Raw genomic sequence first — 18033 nt, forward strand, 5'->3', positions numbered from 1 at the left:
TCATCATCATGACCGTGGCAAGGCGCCGGTTGAAGATCAAGCGGTGGGCGCGGACGACGGCCGTTGCGACAGCGGCGATCCTCCTGGCATCGGCACACCAGGCGATAGCCCAGCCCGTGGGCTGGCACGGTCTCGGCTGGGACCTGCCACCCCTGCAAGCGGCGCAGTCGGTGACCGGACGGGTCGTGACGGCTCTCGCCGGTGACGCTCCCGCTTCGACGCCCTCGGCACCGACACCCGCGGTGAACTGGCCCGCACCGGACCGGGCGCAGATGGACCTACCCGCCACGGCCAAGGGCAGCAAGGCCCCGGCCCTGTTGGTCGCGGGCAAGCTTCCAGTGTCGGTCACGCGGGGCCACGGCCGCGACACGCGCACCGGCCGCTACACCGCCGACGCCTCCACGGTTCCGGACGGGCACGGCGCGGGCCGGGTCGAAGTGGCCACTGTGGACCGCCAGGTCACCGAGAGGGCCGGTATCCCCGGAACCCTGCTCGAACTCAAGGCGATCTCCGGCGACACGTCCGGGCCGGTCGAAGTCGCGCTCGACTACCGCGGTTTCGCCGCCGCGTACGGAGCGGACTTCGGCGAACGCCTGCACTTCGAACAGCTCCCCGCCTGCGTGCTCACGACACCGGACAAACCGGAATGCCGCGCCGGGCAGCCGGTCGACTCCGAGAACGACGCGGGTGCCCACCGCTTGACCGGTGAAGCGACCTTTGCCGCCGAGAGCGTGACAGTGCTGGCAGCGACCGCGGACACCGCGAGCGGCGGAGGCGACTTCAAGGCCACGAAACTCTCGCCGGCGGGCTCGTGGGCGTCCGGTACGTCGTCCGGTGACTTCTCCTACACCTACCCGATCTCAGCCCCGAAGGCACCGAACGGGAAGTCGCCGTCGTTCGAGTTGAAGTACTCGTCGGGAACCGTCGACGGGCTGACCTCGGCGACCAACAACCAGGCCTCCGAGATCGGCGACGGCTGGAACTCGACTGCGGGTGGGTACATCGAGCGGTCCTACAAGGCCTGCGCCGGAGACCTGGGCGGCAACAACGGTCAGACCAAGACCGGCGATCTGTGCTGGGGCAGTGACAACGCGACGCTGTCGCTGGGCGGCTCGACCACCGAGCTGATCAAGGACACCGCGACCGGAACCTGGCATCCCCGCGGCGACAACGGCGCGCGCGTGGAGAAGCTGACCGGTGCGGCCAACGGCGCCAAGGACGGCGAGCACTGGAAGGTCACCACGCTCGACGGCACCCAGTACTTCTTCGGGCTCAACCACCTGCCCGGATGGCAGACGGGGAACCCCGAAACCCAGTCGACCTGGACCGTGCCGGTCTTCGGCAACAACGCAGGCGAACCGTGCAACGGCGCCACGTTCGCCTCGTCCTGGTGCCAGCAGGCCTGGCGCTGGAACCTCGACTACGTGGTGGACCCGCACGGCAATGCGACCACCTACTACTACCAGCCCGAGACCAACCGCTACGGTCTGAACCTGAACCTGACCAGCGCCGGAACGCCCTACATCCGCGAGGGCCAGCTGCTGCGCATCGAGTACGGGTTCAACACCCACGTCGTTGGCCTCTACACCCACGCACCCGCGCAGATCGTGTTCGACACGGCCGAACGGTGCCTTCCGAACGGCGCGGTCACCTGTGACCCCGGCCAGCTGGCAGGGAACGCGGCAGCCTGGCCCGACGTTCCCGCCGATCAGATGTGCGCGGAGGGAGCGACCTGCCGGAACGTGGCCCCGGTGTTCTTCACCCAACGTCGGGTGATCGGCATCAGCACCCAGGTCACCGACGGCGGGACCGGCTGGAAAACCGCCACCCAGTGGTCACTGGTTCAATCCTTTCCGGCGAGCGGCGACGGTTCCAGCCCCGCGATGTGGCTGGACTCCATCACCCAGACGGGCAAGGCCGGCGGTTCGGCGAGCATGCCGCCGACGGTGTTCCACCCCAAGGCGCTGGCCAACAGGGTGGATGCCAACAGCAAGTACACGGCGCTGACCCGTAACCGCATCGACGCCGTCACCACCGACCAGGGTGGCGTGATCGCCGTCAAGTACGCCGACCCGCAGTGCGTACCCGGCGTCACCATGCCGGCCAACCCGGAGAGCAACACCCTCGCCTGCTACCCCGTCTACTGGACACCAGGCGGAGCTACCGACCCGGTGCTGGACTGGTTCAACAAGTACGTCGTCACCGACGTGACCGAGGACGGCCGCACGACCTTCTCCCAGCAGGCGCTCACCCATTACGACTACCTCGGTGGCGCGGCGTGGCACTACGACGAGAACCACCTGGGCGATCCGAAGTACCGGACGTGGTCCCAGTGGCGTGGCTACGCCACAGTCAAGACCACCAAGGGGCAGGCCACCAGCGACCCGGCCGGTCCACCGACCGTCAGCCAAGCGCTCTACCTGCGGGGGATGGACGGCGACACCCTGCCCGGCGGCGGCAAACGCTCGGTCTCGGTCACCGACAGTCTCGGCGGGACGATCCCGGACAGCACGGCGCTCGGCGGCTTCCAGCGCGAATCGCTGACCTACCTCGACGGCAACGTCATCGCGAACACCGTCAACGATCCCTGGATCTCGCCCGCGACCGCGACCAACGCCGACGGCACCCAGGCCTTCCGCACCGGCACCGGCACGAGCCGCACGCGGACCTGGATCGCCTCGGCGAACAAGTGGCGAACCACGCGCATGATCACGTCCTTCGATGCGTACGGTCTGCCGACGCAGGTCGAGAACGACGGCGACATCAGTGATCCCGCTCAGGCCACCTGCACGCGGAACACCTACGCCCAGAACACGGCGGCGTGGTTGATGAGCTACACGAGCCAGGTGCAGAAGACCGCAGGGCCGTGCAGTACGCCGGCGAGCAGCGGGACGATCGTGAGCGACAGCCGGTCCTACTTCGACCACCAGGCGTTCGGCGTGGCGCCGGGTACCGGTGACATCACCCGCACCGACACGCTCGACTCCTGGCCCGCCGGCGGCAGCGAGAAGTTCGTCGCGCCCGCGACCACCGCCGAGTTCGACGTCTACGGCCGGCCGACGGCCTCCACCGACCCACTTGGGCTGACCACCAACATCGCCTACACGCCGGCTACCGGAGGCCCGCTGACCCAGGTCGTCACCACCGCGCCGCCCGTCAGCGGCACCAATTCGACCAGGTTCACGACGGTCCAGTACCTCGACCCGATCACCGGCGCCATGACGGCGCAAGTCGACCAGAGCGGGCTGCGCACCGACGCCACGTACGACGCTCTGGGCCGTCTCACGGCGTTGTGGCCACCGGGGCACGACAAATCCACCAATGCGCCCGCTGCCACGACGTACTCCTACACGGTCAGTACCACCGGTCCGAGCGTGGTGACCGCGAACCGCCTCCTGTCCAGTGGCAAGTACGCGTCGACGTACGAACTGGTCGACGGACTCGGCCGCACGGTGCAGACCCAGGCGCCAACGTCCTACGCCGAGGGCGGGCGTGTTGTCACCGATTCGTTCTACGACTCCCAGGGGCGCACGTGGAAGACGCACGACGCCTACTGGAACAAGGACGCCGCCCCGGGCACCAGCCTCCTCGTGGTGCAGGACAACGCCGTACCCAGCACCACAGTCTCCCGGTTCGACAGCGCGGGCCGGGCGGTCGCCTCGATCTACGAGCTTTACGGCACGGAACAGTGGCGCACGACCACTACCTACGACGGGGATCGCACCACCACCGTTCCGCCGGCTGGCGGCATTGCGAGCAGCGTGGTCACCGACGGGCTCGGTCAGAAGACACAGCTCGTGCAGTACAAGGACCGGGCGCACACGAACCCCGGCGACCCCGCCGACGTGACGACCTACGGCTACAACCACACCGGCATGCTCACGTCGACCACCGACAGCACGGGGCGGAACACGTGGACCACCACGTACGACCTCCGCGGGCGCAAGTTCGCCACGACCGACCCCGACACCGGCATCACGACCTACACCTACGACGCCGACAACCGGATGCTCACCAGCACCGACGCCAGCGGCAGGACGCTGGCCTACACCTACGACAACCTCGGCCGCAAGACCGCCGAGTACCAGGGCTCGGTGACCGGGACCAAGCTCGTCTCCTGGACCTACGACACCGTCCTGAAGGGCAAACTCGCCAGCTCGAGCAGGTACGCCGACGGCAGGACCTACACCAACACGGTCGTCACCTACGACTCGGCGGGCCGGGTCACCAGCTCCCGGTTCACCATTCCGCTGACCGAAACCGGGCTGGGCGGAACCTACTCGTTCTCCTGGCGCTACGACCCGCTGAGCGACGTCCTGCGTTCCTACGGCAGCCCGGCCAAGGGAGGACTGTCCGACGAGTCGATGCTCACGGGCTACGACGCGCTGGACAAACCCGCGACCCTGCTGGCCGCCGGAACGAGCGCCGGCACCGAACTCGTGAGCGAGACGGACTACAACCCGTACGGACAGATCCTCCGGAACAACTACCAGGACCCCGACGACCCCCACCAGATCTCGATCACGCACACCTACGAGGACGGCACGAACCGGCTGGCGAGCACCCTCGCCGAGCGGGCCACGGCGTCGGACTACATGATCGGGAACCGGGCCTACACCTACGACGCGGCAGGCGACATCACCAAGATCGCCGACACCCCGCTCGGTGCGCCGTCGGACAACCAGTGCTTCGGTTACGACTACCTGCAGCGGCTCACTGAAGCCTGGACACCGGCATCCGGCGACTGTGCCGCCGCTGCCAGCGCCGCCACTCTCGGCGGAGCGGCACCGTACTGGAAGTCGTGGAGCTTCGACCAGACCGGCAACCGTCTCACCGAAACGCAGCACGCCACGTCCGGTGACACCGCGGCGGTTTCGACCTACCCGCAGCCGGGGCAGCCGCAGCCCCACGCCGTCCAGTCGGTCGACACGACCGGGCCTTCCGGCAGTGCCCGCACCAGTTACACCTACGACGCTGCCGGGCGGACAGCGACCCAAAGCGGTCCGGCTGCACAACTGACCTACACCTACGACGCGGAAGGACGGGTAGCCACCGCGAAGGACGCCGCGGGCAAGGTCACCAGCTACGTCTACGACGCCGACGGCAACCGGTTGCTGACCAAGGACGCCACCGGCACCACCCTCGTCCTCAACGACCTCGAAATCTTCGTCGCGGCCGGCACGTCCACGGCTGTTGGCACCCGCTTCTACACCTTCGGCAGCCTGCCCGTCGCCGAGCGGAAGTCCGGCCAGCTGAAGTGGTTGCTGACGGACAACGTCAACACCACCTACGCGAGCGTGGACGCGGCCGACCTGTCGGTCACCAAGCGCTGGCAGGACCCCTACGGTGTCCTCCGCGGCGCGGCACCCACCTCCTGGCCGGACAAACACGGCTATCTGGGCGGCTACCAGGACACGACCGGCATGGTCCACCTCGGAGCACGCGACTACGACCCTGCCACCGGGCGGTTCACCACCGTCGACCCGGTGCTCGACACGGCAGTTCCGCAACAGCTCAACGGCTACGCCTACGGTCTCGGGAACCCGCTGACCCGACCCGATCCCAGCGGGCTGGAACCGTTGGCCGACCCCTCCTGCATGAACGTCGAATGCCGGAACACTGGCTACGGCGCAACGGCCAACTGGCCCAAGAACGGCTACCCGGTCCCGAACAAGTGGCCGGCGCCGGGTCTGTCCCCGACAGAACTGATGGACACCAGCGTGCCGAAGATGAGCATCCCCACGCCGCTGTCGATCCTGTCCGCGATGCCGCCCAACTACCTGACGTCTTCCGACCCGGCGCCGAAGGAAAAGGGTTTCCTCGCCAGGCTGGTCGACGAGGTCTGGGAGGTCTCCGGTCTCGCCGACGTCGAGCGGTGCATCGACAACCCGAGTGTGGTGGGTTGCCTGAAGGGCGCCATCAACGTCGGGATCTGGTTCATCCCCGGCGGTGGTGTGGTCAAGGGCGCTGAAGCGGCCTATGCCGGAGGACGCGCTGTCGAGTCCTACATCGCCGGCGAGCGTGCGGAGTCCACCCTCGCGCAGGACCTCGCGCGATCCTGCAACAGCTTCGCCGGCGACACGCCGGTTCTCATGGCGGACGGCAGCACGAAACCCATCGCTGCGCTCAAACTCGGCGACGAGATCACGAACGCCGAACCGGACGATTCGAACACCCAGAAACATGTGGTCACAGCGATCCACATCACCGACGACGACCGCGACTTCGCCACCCTCACCATCGCCGCCCCGGACGGGCCGAAGGACATCGTCACGACGGCCCACCACCTGTTCTGGGACACCACGACGCACGCTTGGACCGAAGCGGCTGCCCTCAAGCCTGCCGAACAACTCGACACCCCCGGCGACGGCCACGCGGCAGTGCTGGCGGTCCGGGTGTACACGGGTACGCTGCGGACCTACAACCTGACCATCGACACCGTCCACACGTACTATGTCGTGGCGGGCAGTGCGCCGGTACTCGTACATAATTCCGGAGGGCCCTGCAAGGAAGTTGTCATGGGCGGCTTCGTCAGCTTCGAGCAAGCCCGAAACAAGGCGCTCGATTTGCTCGGCGAGATCGATCCTGCGACTCGACAGCCGTACATTGGTCGTCTAGAGTCTGCGCCGTCGACGTATGGCAAAGTTGTAGGGTTCACTACCCGGGTGAATGGTGAATTCAAGAGGCTGAGGTTGGACTACGACCCGGTGAAGGGGCCCCATATCAACGTGGAAATCGGCAAGGGTGATTCTGCAAGTAAATATGCCGTCGCCTGGAATGGAACCGAAGAAGATTTCGCGAGAGTATTGGACGGTAACTGGTGACGTTCGAGGACGTATACGGAACCAGGCCGGACCTCCTTCCGCGGTCTATGGTTCGACTGGTTCGCTCCGATTTGCCGGGGCATCCCGGGTCGGAGTGGGTTGGGCGGCCAGGGGTGAAGCTGTTGGACCCGGCAGAACATCTTCGCAACGAACGGGAAAGCCTCGGTCGCTACCCGCGCAACTCCGACGGTGCGATCGATTGGACGGCGGTACCCGAAGAGTTGGTGATCAGTTCGACGAATCGAGATTCACCTGGGCTGGACGCAATTATTCAACAATTCGTCTCCGGTGTCGGCAATATTGTAGTGTTCTGGGGCAGCTTGGCGATTCCAAGCTTGGAGTTATCATGTGAAGACTTCCTTGCGCACCTTTCGGACGTGCTGGATAGTAATATTGCAGACTTCTGGATATATTCACCGAGTGATGACGTCGTATTGGAGTTCTCCTTCTTTGGTGTGGTGACCGTCGCTCATCTTCCGATGCTTGCGGATGGGTGAACGTGGACGAGTCTGCGTAATCTATGTCAGATCTGTGTGCGTGTTCACGGGATAAGGTGGCGACGTAAAGATGATGGTGGAAGGGGGTGCCGCCTCCGGCTCGCCGGAGTCTGTTGTCGATCCCGTCGGCCAAGCCGTCTAACTACCTGAAGCGCTCTGATGTCGAGTCTAAGGAAACGGTTTCCTCGAGTCGGTGGAAGAACGACTATGTACTCTCCGGAGTTGCGCCAAGAAGTGGTCCAACTGGTTTCGAAGTCCGAGAAACCGTGGGTGTTAGGGTTCTGCAAATAAGCATTTCCACAATCTTCGAACCCAGGTTCGGCTGGACAAATGCAAACATGGGAGAGACGGCGGCCGAGGGGTTGCCGATAGATGATCGCGCTCGGCGGTCGGTAAGTATGGTTTCAATGACGAAGCGATGGGAGTGCGAAGTAAGTCTATTCCGTCGAGTGTATGTGCGAACTGTACCGGGACAGGCAACGACTACATGTGGGCGGAGTTCGCGGCCATCGGGAAGATTTGTGGGTGTGGCAATCCTTTGGCTCCTGTGGAACGGTGGCCGGCGAAGTGCTGGCGCGCACCAAACGGTCGATTCTGAGCGTGCCTGGCTGGTATGTCCTTTATCGACCCGATCGTCCTACTCGTCCTGGTGGGTCCTGGGCTGGCAGCTCATCAGCGATCTCTGTCGAGCTGCGCGTCGGCGGTCGCCTAAGCTCTGCTCGTTCAGCCTTCGTCAGGAGTCAACTGCATGGTGAGTGCGCTCCCTGCACAAGCAATGCCACGGCGAACGTCGCCGTCAGGGCGCTGCTCGTCGCGTCGAACCTCAGGCGTTGTTGCGCTGCTCGCGATCGTGTCGGCCGTGGTGTTCTGGCTCGTCCACGCGAGCATCATCGATGACTCCTACATCACGCTCACCTATGCGCGGAATCTCGGGCTGCACGGGCACTGGGGTCTCATCGCGGAGCAGACGTCGAACACGGCGACATCGCCGTTGAATGTGCTGCTTCTGGGTGCTCTCACCGCCTTGCTCAGGCACCCGGTGTGGGCCCTCGGGGTCCTGTTCGTGGTCGCCAACATGGCACTTGCGGCCGCGCTGCTACGGGTCATGCGGGCACTCTCCCTGCCGGCCTGGGGTGCGGTTGCCGCGTGGCTGGCCGTGTTGCTCAATCCGCTGCTGTTGTCGGCGGTGGGGCTCGAGGTCGCCCTCGGTGCCGCGGTGCTGGCGCTGATGCTGATGGCAGCGGTGGAGTCGCGGCCGTGGGTCTTCGGCGTGTGTGCGGGGCTGGCGGTGTTGACCCGGTTCGACCTGGCGATCGTTGTTGTGGTGTTGTTCGCGGCGAGCCGTTCGCTGTGGCGCGGGTGGTGGAAGGCCGTCGTCGCCGCTGGGATGGTTGCCGGGCCGTGGTTCGTGTTCAGCTGGGTGGTCCTGGGGTCGTTCGTTCCGGACACGTTGCTCATCAAGACGCAGCAGCGATCGTGGGGTGGTCACCAGTTCGGCGAGGGACCGCTTCTCCTGCTGCGGTTCTATCCTGCGGCGATCGTGCTGGCCTTCCTGCCTGCGGTGCTCGGCGTGCTGGCTTTCGCTGCTTGGACGAGACGGCGGGCGCAGTTGTCCCTGCCGGCCGCGTTCGGGCTGGGGGGAATCCTGCACTACCTCGCCTACACGATCCTCGGCGTGCCGCCCTACCACTGGTACTACGGACCGTCGCTGATCTGCCTCTCCCTTTTTGCTGCGCTTGCCGCCAGTGCGGTTGCCCGCGGGTTCGCTCTCGCCGCCGTTTTCCTGGTCGTGTGCCAGCTGGGATTCGCCGTGCAGCACGGTCTGCCCTGGCGAATGGCGGCGGTGACGACGAACTGGGCCAGTCCCGCGCAGTACGCGACGGTCGGCCGGGACCTGAAGGCGCTCGTAGGCGATCAACCGGTTCGCCTCGAGGGTGAGATCGGTGCGATCGCCTACTTCTGTGACTGCACGGTCCTCGACCAGTTCTCGGACCGCACTCAACTGGTCTCCGCGATCGATACCGTCACTGCGCAGGCGGGGCCGGTCAAGCAGTGGCTGCTCCGTCTGAACTACCACTTCCTCGACCGCGGCACCCCGCAGGTCACGCCCCGATACGTGCTCCGCGACGTGGCGACGCCGCCCAGCGGGGTCCCGGCTTGGCCCGCCACTTCGCCATGGCACGGCCCCGGCGCTCCGCCCGACGGCTACTACGCGCTGTTCCCCGCATAGGTGGCCCTGGGCATCAGCGTTTTGGGGCGCGAGCGCGTGCGGCGCGGCACGAGTGGTGCGCCGCCTGCCGAGCGGGAGTCAGATATCACCTCCGCAGGGCGACGCAACAGCCTGCAGGAGCGGGAGCAAATGTGGAGCGACGGATAAGCACGTGTTGCGTTGAATCGTCCTCGGCCGGCCACAACTGCCCCGCTCTGTGCAGGCGAATCTCTGTTTGTGCAGGTCAGCGGATTGGATCGGCCACACTGGGGGTCAAGGGGTCGCGGGTTCAAATCCTGTCAGCCCGACGGTCTGTTTGGGCCCGCTGCTTTGGGTAAACGTCCAGGTCAGCGGGCTTTTTCATGTTTTCTTCACGTTCACCCTGCCTTGTCGATTTCAAGATCAACAGGGGTGTGCAGGAGCGATTCTGGAGTGGATCATGCTTCTCGCGGCAAATGGGGTCGCCTAACGGCTCCTCCTCGGCCGCTCTTTGGCCAACTGACCCGAACCTGCTCGAAGCGCCCGAGACCCGGTCCGGGGTCGTGCCGGTTGCGGCGAGATGGGCGCGGTTGCGTACGGCTGACGGCCGCGCTGGACGGCTGGGACAGGTTCCAGCTGCCCCGTTAACCTCGTGCAGCACACCGATCTGCGGGTTGATGACGATCTCACCGTCGTCGAGGTGGGCGTTCGGCGGCGTTGCAGGCCGGTCAGCTCATCCCAGCGAGCACCGGTCCAAGCGGCGGTGATGATGAGCAACCCGGCCCACAGCCCGACCAGCGCGCTGGCCTGCGCCGCGATCGCGACGACCTGCTCGCCGAGGCTGGATGGGTTGACCGGGACGAGGCGCTCGTCGGCGGCGTCGGCCAGCATCATGGTCATCACCTTGATAATCGTGGACACAGTCATGTGCGCGGCAGCAGGGTGGAATGGTGGGGCAGCTAAGGAGAGAAAACTATGACTACAACTGAAGAAGGTCTTATTGGATCGTTAACTGCGTACTTTGACCATGGCCTCCTGTTAATCGAAGACTCTGAAAGTTCGGCAGATCACAGGGGATGGGACGCGTCGATCGATTACGTCCATTTCGATACGGATTCGCTCTACGTCGCGGTGCAGAGTGTCGTGGACGGCCCTGTTGAGGTCGAGGTTTATCGAAGCCCTCCGCTCGCCCCTGTGGCTGTCGGCTTGACCGAGGTGTTTGTCAGACAGTTCGAATCGGAGTTCGGAATGGTCAAGATCCATGATCCGGAGAATAGGGGGGTGCTAGTTGCGAAAGGAAATCGTGGGGTTGTCGGTCTACGGGTACTGGTAGACGAGGTCAATTGGGCTGCTCGCGTAGTTGTGATCATCCAATTTCCATCGTAATGCAGTGGGGTGGCGTGCCCAGGTGACGTGCGGGACCTGGATTCGGTGCAGTCCGCGGTCGCCGAGGTGGAGCAGCGGTACGGGCCGATCACCTTCGCGGTCAACGCGGCGGGCACCGGGGTGGGCACCGGGGTGGGGTCGCCCCCACCGCGAACCTGGTGAACCCCTATCCCCGCTTGCCCGCGCGCGCTCTGGCTGGTAGTTCCGAGCGGATTGCCGACAGTGGCCGGCGGACGGCGATGACGGTGGGCCTTTCCGGTGGTGGCGACACGACGTCGCTGCTGCTCCGGCTCGCCTGAGGTGCACTCCCGCCGGCCGGACCGAGGAGGAGGACAGCCGTGGCGGGACCGTTGTGCGGGTTGCGCGTTCTGGAGCTGGGAGGGATCGGCCCGGGGCCCCACGCGGCCATGCTCCTGGCCGATCTGGGGGCGGAGGTGGTCCGCGTCGAGCGGCCCAGGGGTGGTCTGCGTGTGGTGCCAGAAGGCGCCGATGACTGGCTGCTACGCGGTCGGCGCTCGATCTCGGCCGACCTGAAGCAACCGGAGGGACGCGACCTCGTGCTCGCGCTCGCCGAGAAGGCCGATGTGCTGATCGAAGGCTTCCGGCCGGGGGTCGCCGAGCGGCTGGGCGTCGGCCCGAAGGAGTGCCTGGACCGCAATCCGGGCCTGGTCTACGGCCGCATGACCGGCTGGGGTCAGGACGGGCCCCGGGCCGACCAGGCCGGGCACGACATCAACTACCTCGCCGTGACGGGTGTGTTGAACGCCATCGGCACGGCCGGCGCGCGTCCTACGCCGCCCCTTAACCTGGTCGGGGACTTCGGTGGTGGATCGCTGTACCTCGTCCTGGGCGTCCTGTCGGCGTTGTGGGAGCGCGGGCGCTCGGGCCACGGGCAGGTGGTCGACGCGGCGATCGTCGACGGCGTGACGTCGCTGGCGCAGGGCGTGTGGGCACTGCGTGGCGTCGGCCAGTGGCGGGACGAGGCGGCGTCGAACCTCGTCGACAGCGGGGCGCCTTTCTACGACACCTACCGGTGCCGCGACGGCCGCTACGTCGCGGTGGGCGCGATCGAGCCGCAGTTCTACGCCCAGCTCGTCGACGGGCTCGGACTGGGCGACGCCGACTTGCCGGAGCAGCTCGACCGCTCCGGGTGGCCGCGTCTGCGACAAGCCTTCCAGCAGGCCTTCGAGACGCGGAGCCGTGACGAGTGGGCCGAGCGGTTCGCCGGCGTCGACGCGTGTGTCACACCGGTGCTCGACTTCGCGGAGGCGGTCGAAGAACCGCAGCTCGCAGGGCGCGACACGATCGTCGAGCTGGGCGGCGTCCGCCAGGCCGCGCCGGCGCCGAGGTTCTCCCGCAGCGCACCCGACCTCCCAGAGGCACCGCGAAAGCCTGGGGCGGACACCGAGGCCGTGTTGCGCGCTTGGGGCGTGCGTCACCCGGCTGGGTGAATCCGATCTGAGGCGGACGACTCCCGTCACCTGTTCGAGCGGGCGGCATTGCCCCTGTCCGCCGGTTCCATTATGAACGTTCATACAGCTGAGGCCAGCTACGCCACGTCGGCGTACTTTGCGCGCCCCACTTCGTGCGCAGGCCCTCACCTGAACAGCCGTATATGAACGATCGTTGACAACGGCCGGTCTGGTCGGGTTGAGTACCCGGCCAGACCGACCCTGTCAGGAACCGGAGAGGCATCGATGAAGCTGTCACTCTCGCGCCGGTGGGCCGTGCTCGCCGGTGTGCTGACCGCGGCCCTGGTCGCGACCGCCTTCGCGGCGGTCGCTCCGGAGCGCGCCACGGCCGCGAGCGGAACCAGGTGCGCGGACGCCGGCGACCGGTACGAGACCGCCCGCCCCGAGCAGGTCGGTCTCGATCCCGTCACCCTTGGCCACGCGCTGAACCTCCTCTCGGTCAACGGGTCCGAGACGGTGCAGGTCTACCGGCACAACTGCCTTGTCGGGACGGGGATCTTCGACCCGCTGCTCGGTCATGTCCCGGGCAACAACTGGAGCCAGACCAAGACGATCACCGCCCTGCTCGCCGGCCGGGCCGCTACTCTCGGCCTCCTCTCCGTCGACGATCCGATCGGGAAGTACCTGCCGCCGGACCTCGGGGACGAAGCCCACCGCGCCGTCACCATCCGCCAGTTGCTGACCCAGACCAGCGGCATCAGGGCGAACTGGACACGCGAGCTGAACCTCGCGATGCCCGACCGCGTCCGCGAGTTCCTGTCCCTGCCGTTCGACCACCAGCCCGGAACCTTCTACCGGTACTCGCAGACCGGGCCGTCCGTGGTGGCCTACGTGGTGCAGCGCGCGGTCGGTGAGGACCTCCAGGACTTCGCGCAGCGCGAGCTCTTCGGCCCGGTCGGCATCCCCCGCGCCCACTGGTTCTGGCTGCGGGACCGCGCAGGCAACACCGACGGCTGGTCCAACCTGTTCCTGCCTGGACACGATTTCGGGCGGATCGGTCAGCTGCTGGCCAACAACGGCACCTTCGACGGAAAGCGGCTGATCTCCGAGAGCTACCTCCGCGAACTGCGCACGCCGAGCCCGACCAATCCCGGCTACGGCTATCTCACCTGGCTCAACGCCGGCCCGTACTGGATCACCCCGTCCGCGTTCGCGTCCACACGCAACCCGGCGCCGATGATCGCCAGTGCTCCCGCCGACATGTACTTCTCCTACGGGTTCTTCGGCCAGCACGTCTTCGTGATCCCCGGGCTGGACATGGTGGTGACCCGCTCGAGCGGGACGCTCAACTGGCCACCGAGCCGGCTCGACGCGGGCGATCCGCTCACCGCCGTCGCGCCGGGCCAGACCACCCGCGTCGAGTACGAGTTCTTCCGCCTTCTGACGCAGTCCGTCGTCACTCCCCGGCAGCCGGCCCCGCCGCCCTATGTCGCGCCGAAGCCGGGTGCGGTCGACCCGAGCCTGTTCGTCAGCGTGCCCGACAACCTCGCGGTGGCGCAGCTGGGCCCGAACGCGCCGAAGGACTGCACGATCTTCGGGTGCGGTGGAAAGCTGGCCGCGGCCGGCACCATCCGGTCCCTGATGGACGTTCCGCGCACCGGTTTCGCGGCGCTGACCGCTCTTCCGGCCGGCACCGCGCAACTGGCACAGCAGGTGCCCGATCTGTTGCCGCGCCTGCTGGACGGCTGGCAACAGACGGCACGCATCGCGGGTGAGCAGCTTCCGGCGGCGCTTCCGGCGCTGCTGGCGTCCCTCCAGCAGTCGGTTGGGGGATGAACACGGGGCGCACGACGGAGTGCGTCCGAGGAAAGGAAGTCCGATGATCGGTGGTAGCTGTGCGGAAGAGTTCTCGCGCGTTCGCGAGGAGTTCGAGCGGAACTTCGCCGACCGCGGGGAGGTGGGCGCCTCGGTCTGCGTGATGATCGACGGCGAACCGGTGGTGGACCTGTGGGGTGGCGTCGCCGATCGGGAGACCGGCCGCCCGTGGGAGCGGGACACTGCGAGCGTGATCTTCTCCTGCACCAAGGGGGCGACCGCGCTGTGCGCCCACGTGCTCGCGTCTCGCGGGCAGCTGGACCTGGCCGCGCCGGTCGCCCGCTACTGGCCCGAATTCGGCCAGTCGGGCAAGGAGGACATCACGGTGGGAATGCTCTTGACCCACCAAAGTGGACTTCCGGTGATCAGCACGCCGTTGCCTGACTGCGCCTTCTTCGACTGGGACCGGATGGTCGCCGCTCTCGAGGTGGAGAAGCCCGCGTGGGAGCCCGGAAGCAGGCACGGTTACCACGCCCTGACCTTCGGCTGGCTGGTCGGAGAACTGGTCCGGCGAGTGTCCGGCAGGTCGCTCGGCGAGTTCTTCCAGCAGGAGGTCGCCGGGCCGCTGCGCCTGGACTTCTGGATCGGGTGTCCGGAGGAGGTCGAACCGCGGCTCGCGCCGATGATCTTCCCCGAGCCGCGCGAGGGCGACGAGCCATCGCTCTTCATGACCATGGCGGCCACCAAACCGGAGTCCATCCCCGGCCAGATCTTCGCCAACTCCGGCGGGTACATGCTGCCCGGGCCGACCGGGTTCGACTCCCGCGAGGCGCACGCCGCCGAGATCGGGGCCGCGGGCGGGATCAGCAACGCCCGTGGCCTCGCCGGCATGTACGCGCCGCTGGCGTGCGGCGGCGGCCTCGGCGGGGTGCAGCTGGTGGACCGGCGCGCGCTGACGCGGATGTCGACGACCATGTCGGCGGGGCACGACGAGACGTTGCTGATCGGCAGCCGGTTCTCGGCAGGCTTCTTCCGGTCGATCGACAACCGGCACCGCCCCTACGGCTTGCGCGACAGCGTCATCCTGTCCCAGGACGCTTTCGGCCACCCCGGTTTCGGCGGCAGCATCGGCTTCGCCTCGCCTGCCGACCGCATGTCCTTCGGCTACACCATGAACAACATGGGGCCCGGCACCCTGCTCAACGAGAGGGGGCAGAGCCTGGTCGACGCCGTGTACCGCTCGCTCGGCTACACCGACGACAGCGCGGAGGTGTGGTGCTGATCCGCGTGTGCCAGGTCACAGATCGTCGTGTCCGCGGGTTCCGGTAGGGTTGACGGCACGGTCGATGTATGAACGATCATACATCCCGGTGGCCGGGCTCAACGCGCCCGGCCACCGGGCGCACGGCCCAGGTGCACGGAAGTCGGTGGGAAGCGATGGGGACGCCGGTCAGGTCGCGGAGCAGGAACGGGCAGCACCCGCGGGTCCGGTTGCAGGAGGCGGGCACGCGCCTGTTCTACAACAAGGGTTTTCACGCGACGTCCGTGCGGGACATCACGGAGGCCTGCGGACTCACCCCCGGTGCGCTCTACAACCACTTCGGTTCCAAGGAAGAGCTGCTGTACTCGATCATCATGGACGGGCACGCCGCGCTCGACCGCATGCTCGACGCGGTCCGCGCGGACGCGCCCGCGCCGGAGCGCCTGCACGGCTTGATCGAGGCCTTCGTGCTGCACCACACGCGTTACCGCAAGGAAGCCGTGGTGGGCGACGAGTGGCGCGCGCTCGACGAGGAACACCGTGACGAAGTACGCCGGCTCCGGCTCGGTATCCGGGCCAGGGTCTCCGATGTCATCCGCGAAGGTGCCGCGGCAGGCGCCTTCGAACTGCCCAAGGTGCCCAATGGAGACCCGGTGCGGATGGCCGCCACTGCCGCGCTCGACATGTCCTTCCGGGTGGCCGGCTGGTTCAGTCCGGACGGCCCGGTGTCGGACACCGCGTTCGCGGCCTTCTACGCCGATCTCGTCCTCCGTTCGATCAGCAAGGTTCGCTGAGACCGGTCCCGGCCTCTTCGCGAACCGGAGAGGTGATGCATGACCGTCCACCCGCACCCGATCGTCGACATGTCGGGCATGGTGCTCGACCGCGACTGCTGGCGCGCCTACCTCGGGGGGTTCGCCGAGTACGCGCCGGACTACTTCCGCCTGTTCGGCCAGCGGCTCGCGGTCACCGCGGGACTGGACCCGCGGGACTTCGCGGCGGCGAGCAAGGATCCCGACGCCGCGCTCGACCTGCTCCTGGCGAGCCCGGTGTTCGATCTCGACCTGGACGCCTACGTCGCCCGCCTGGCGCGGGAAGGGGTGCGGCACCAGGTCATCCACTCGAGCATGCGGCCGCTGCCCGGCGGCGGGATGGTGAGCGACCGGATCGCGGAGTTCGCCGCGCGTCATCCCGAACGCCTGCAGGCGTGGGCGAGCGTGAACCTCGCCGATCCCGCCGCGGCGATCGCGGAGGTGCGGCGCTGCGTGCTCGAACTCGGCATGCGCGGGGTGTCGGTTACCCACTTCCTGGACGTCGCCGAGCCGTTGTCGGAGGGCGCGCACGAGTTCTACCGGACGGTGAGTGAGCTGGGTGTGCCCCTGTGGGTGCACACCGGGCACAACCTGTCGACCCGGGTGCCGATGAACTGGTGTACGTGGCGGGAGGTGGACGAGATCGCGCGGCGGCACCCCGACCTGGTGGTGGTCGCCGGGCACGGCGGCTGGCCCTGGGTCCTGGAGATGATGACGCTGTGCCAGCGGCACCGCAACGTCTACCTGGAGTTCTCCACGCACCGGCCGCGGCACATGACCCGGCCAGGATCCGGGTGGGAGCCGTTGCTCCTGCACGGTGCTTCCACGGTCCGGAGCAAGATCCTCTTCGGGGGGATCGAATGGGTGCACGGCATGACCACCGGTGCATTGGCCGCTGAAGTGGCTGCGCTCGCGCTCGACGAGCGCAGCAAGTGTGCGTGGCTGCACGACAACGGCGCGCGCCTGCTCGACCTCGATCCGAGCTAGACCGGCCGGGTGCCGCGTCTTGACCGGACAGGCCTGCGGTCCTAAAAATGAACGTTCATACACAAGGAAGTGGAGGGGTCCATGAACCTCGCAGGACGTGCCGCGCTCGTCACCGGGGCAGGACGTGGCATCGGCGCGGCGATCGCCGAACGCCTCGCCGCGGGCGGCGCCCGGGTCGCGGTGAACGATCTGGACGCCGAGGCCGCGAAGGCGACGGTCGAGCGCATTGAGGCCGCGGGTGGTGACGGGGTGGCGCTGGCCGGCGACATCGCCGACACCTCCTTCGCCCGCGAGCTGGTCGCCACGGCCGCGGACCAGCTGGGCGGCCTGGCGATCCTGGTCAACAACGCGGGCACCATCCACCGCCTGCCGCTGCGGGAGCAGACCGAACAGCACTGGGACCGGGTGATGGACGTCAACCTCAAGGCGCCGTTCGTGCTCAGCCAGGCCGCGGTCGATCACCTCGCCGCGGCCGGGCACGGCGCGATCGTCAACATCTGCTCGGTCGCGGTGATCGGGTTCTTCCGCCAGATCGCCTACGACGCATCCAAGGGCGGCCTGCTCACGATGACCCGGTCGCTGGCCGTCGAACTGGGCCGGGAAGGGATCCGGGCCAACGCGATCGCGCCTGGGTTCATCGACACCGACACCGGCCACGCGGCCGATCTCGGCCGGATCGGGGAGAAGACCGTGGCGACCCTGCCGTTGAGCCGGACCGGGCAGCCGGACGAGGTCGCGGGCGCCGCGGTCTGGCTGGCGTCGGACGAGGCGCGGTACGTCACGGGCCAGGTGCTGTTCGTCGACGGCGGCTGGGTGCGGAACTAGTCATGGCAACGGGAAGGGAACCAACG

General features: G+C 67.3%; 12 protein-coding genes. 11 read left to right on the forward strand and 1 reads right to left on the reverse strand.

From position 1 onward, the window contains the following. Positions 1–8: 8 nt before the first annotated feature. The 3 genes from L2C96_RS17060 to L2C96_RS17070 all read left to right on the forward strand — a co-directional run bounded on the left by L2C96_RS17060 (position 9) and on the right by L2C96_RS17070 (position 9551). Positions 9–6824 carry an RHS repeat-associated core domain-containing protein gene (locus L2C96_RS17060; RefSeq protein WP_237336901.1) on the forward strand — a complete coding sequence of 2272 codons (6816 nt, stop codon included), beginning with the start codon at positions 9–11 and terminating at the stop codon, positions 6822–6824. Positions 6825–6937: 113 nt separating this feature from the next. After that, positions 6938–7321, forward strand: a complete 384-nt coding sequence (locus L2C96_RS17065) for a hypothetical protein (RefSeq protein WP_237336902.1) — start codon at positions 6938–6940, stop codon at positions 7319–7321. A gap of 859 nt (positions 7322–8180) precedes the next feature. Further along, on the forward strand, positions 8181–9551 hold the full coding sequence (locus L2C96_RS17070) for a hypothetical protein (RefSeq protein WP_237336903.1): 1371 nt from the start codon (positions 8181–8183) through the stop codon (positions 9549–9551). Positions 9552–9995: 444 nt separating this feature from the next. Here the strand turns inward: L2C96_RS17070 and L2C96_RS17075 are convergent, their stop codons facing one another. Continuing rightward, positions 9996–10409: a hypothetical protein gene (locus L2C96_RS17075; RefSeq protein ID WP_237336904.1), complete on the reverse strand. Its 414-nt coding sequence runs from the start codon at positions 10407–10409 to the stop codon at positions 9996–9998. 75 nt (positions 10410–10484) lie between these two features. Between L2C96_RS17075 and L2C96_RS17080 the strand changes: the two genes are divergently transcribed. From L2C96_RS17080 to L2C96_RS17110, 8 genes are all read left to right on the forward strand, one after another. Next, positions 10485–10895, forward strand: coding sequence for a hypothetical protein (locus L2C96_RS17080; protein WP_237336905.1), 411 nt, complete (start codon positions 10485–10487; stop codon positions 10893–10895). Between the two features lie 27 nt (positions 10896–10922). Continuing rightward, complete coding sequence (locus L2C96_RS44510) at positions 10923–11057, forward strand: hypothetical protein (protein WP_272882755.1); 135 nt, start codon at positions 10923–10925, stop codon at positions 11055–11057. 176 nt (positions 11058–11233) lie between these two features. Beyond that, on the forward strand, positions 11234–12346 hold the full coding sequence (locus L2C96_RS17085) for a CaiB/BaiF CoA transferase family protein (RefSeq protein ID WP_237336906.1): 1113 nt from the start codon (positions 11234–11236) through the stop codon (positions 12344–12346). A gap of 246 nt (positions 12347–12592) precedes the next feature. Then, positions 12593–14143, forward strand: a complete 1551-nt coding sequence (locus tag L2C96_RS17090; RefSeq protein ID WP_237336907.1) for a serine hydrolase domain-containing protein — start codon at positions 12593–12595, stop codon at positions 14141–14143. Positions 14144–14186: 43 nt separating this feature from the next. After that, positions 14187–15404 (forward strand): serine hydrolase domain-containing protein, encoded by a 1218-nt coding sequence (locus L2C96_RS17095; RefSeq protein WP_237336908.1) that lies wholly within the window; start codon positions 14187–14189, stop codon positions 15402–15404. Positions 15405–15559: 155 nt separating this feature from the next. Continuing rightward, positions 15560–16177, forward strand: a complete 618-nt coding sequence (locus L2C96_RS17100) for a TetR/AcrR family transcriptional regulator (protein WP_167499114.1) — start codon at positions 15560–15562, stop codon at positions 16175–16177. Positions 16178–16216: 39 nt separating this feature from the next. Continuing rightward, positions 16217–17182 carry an amidohydrolase family protein gene (locus L2C96_RS17105; protein WP_237336909.1) on the forward strand — a complete coding sequence of 322 codons (966 nt, stop codon included), beginning with the start codon at positions 16217–16219 and terminating at the stop codon, positions 17180–17182. 81 nt (positions 17183–17263) lie between these two features. Continuing rightward, the gene (locus L2C96_RS17110) at positions 17264–18007 is read left to right on the forward strand and encodes an SDR family NAD(P)-dependent oxidoreductase (RefSeq protein WP_237336910.1); all 744 of its coding nucleotides are present in this window, start codon (positions 17264–17266) and stop codon (positions 18005–18007) included. Positions 18008–18033: the final 26 nt, after the last annotated feature.

It is taken from the genome of Amycolatopsis tucumanensis (genome assembly GCF_021654135.1).
GTDB classification, from domain to species: domain Bacteria; phylum Actinomycetota; class Actinomycetes; order Mycobacteriales; family Pseudonocardiaceae; genus Amycolatopsis_E; species Amycolatopsis_E tucumanensis.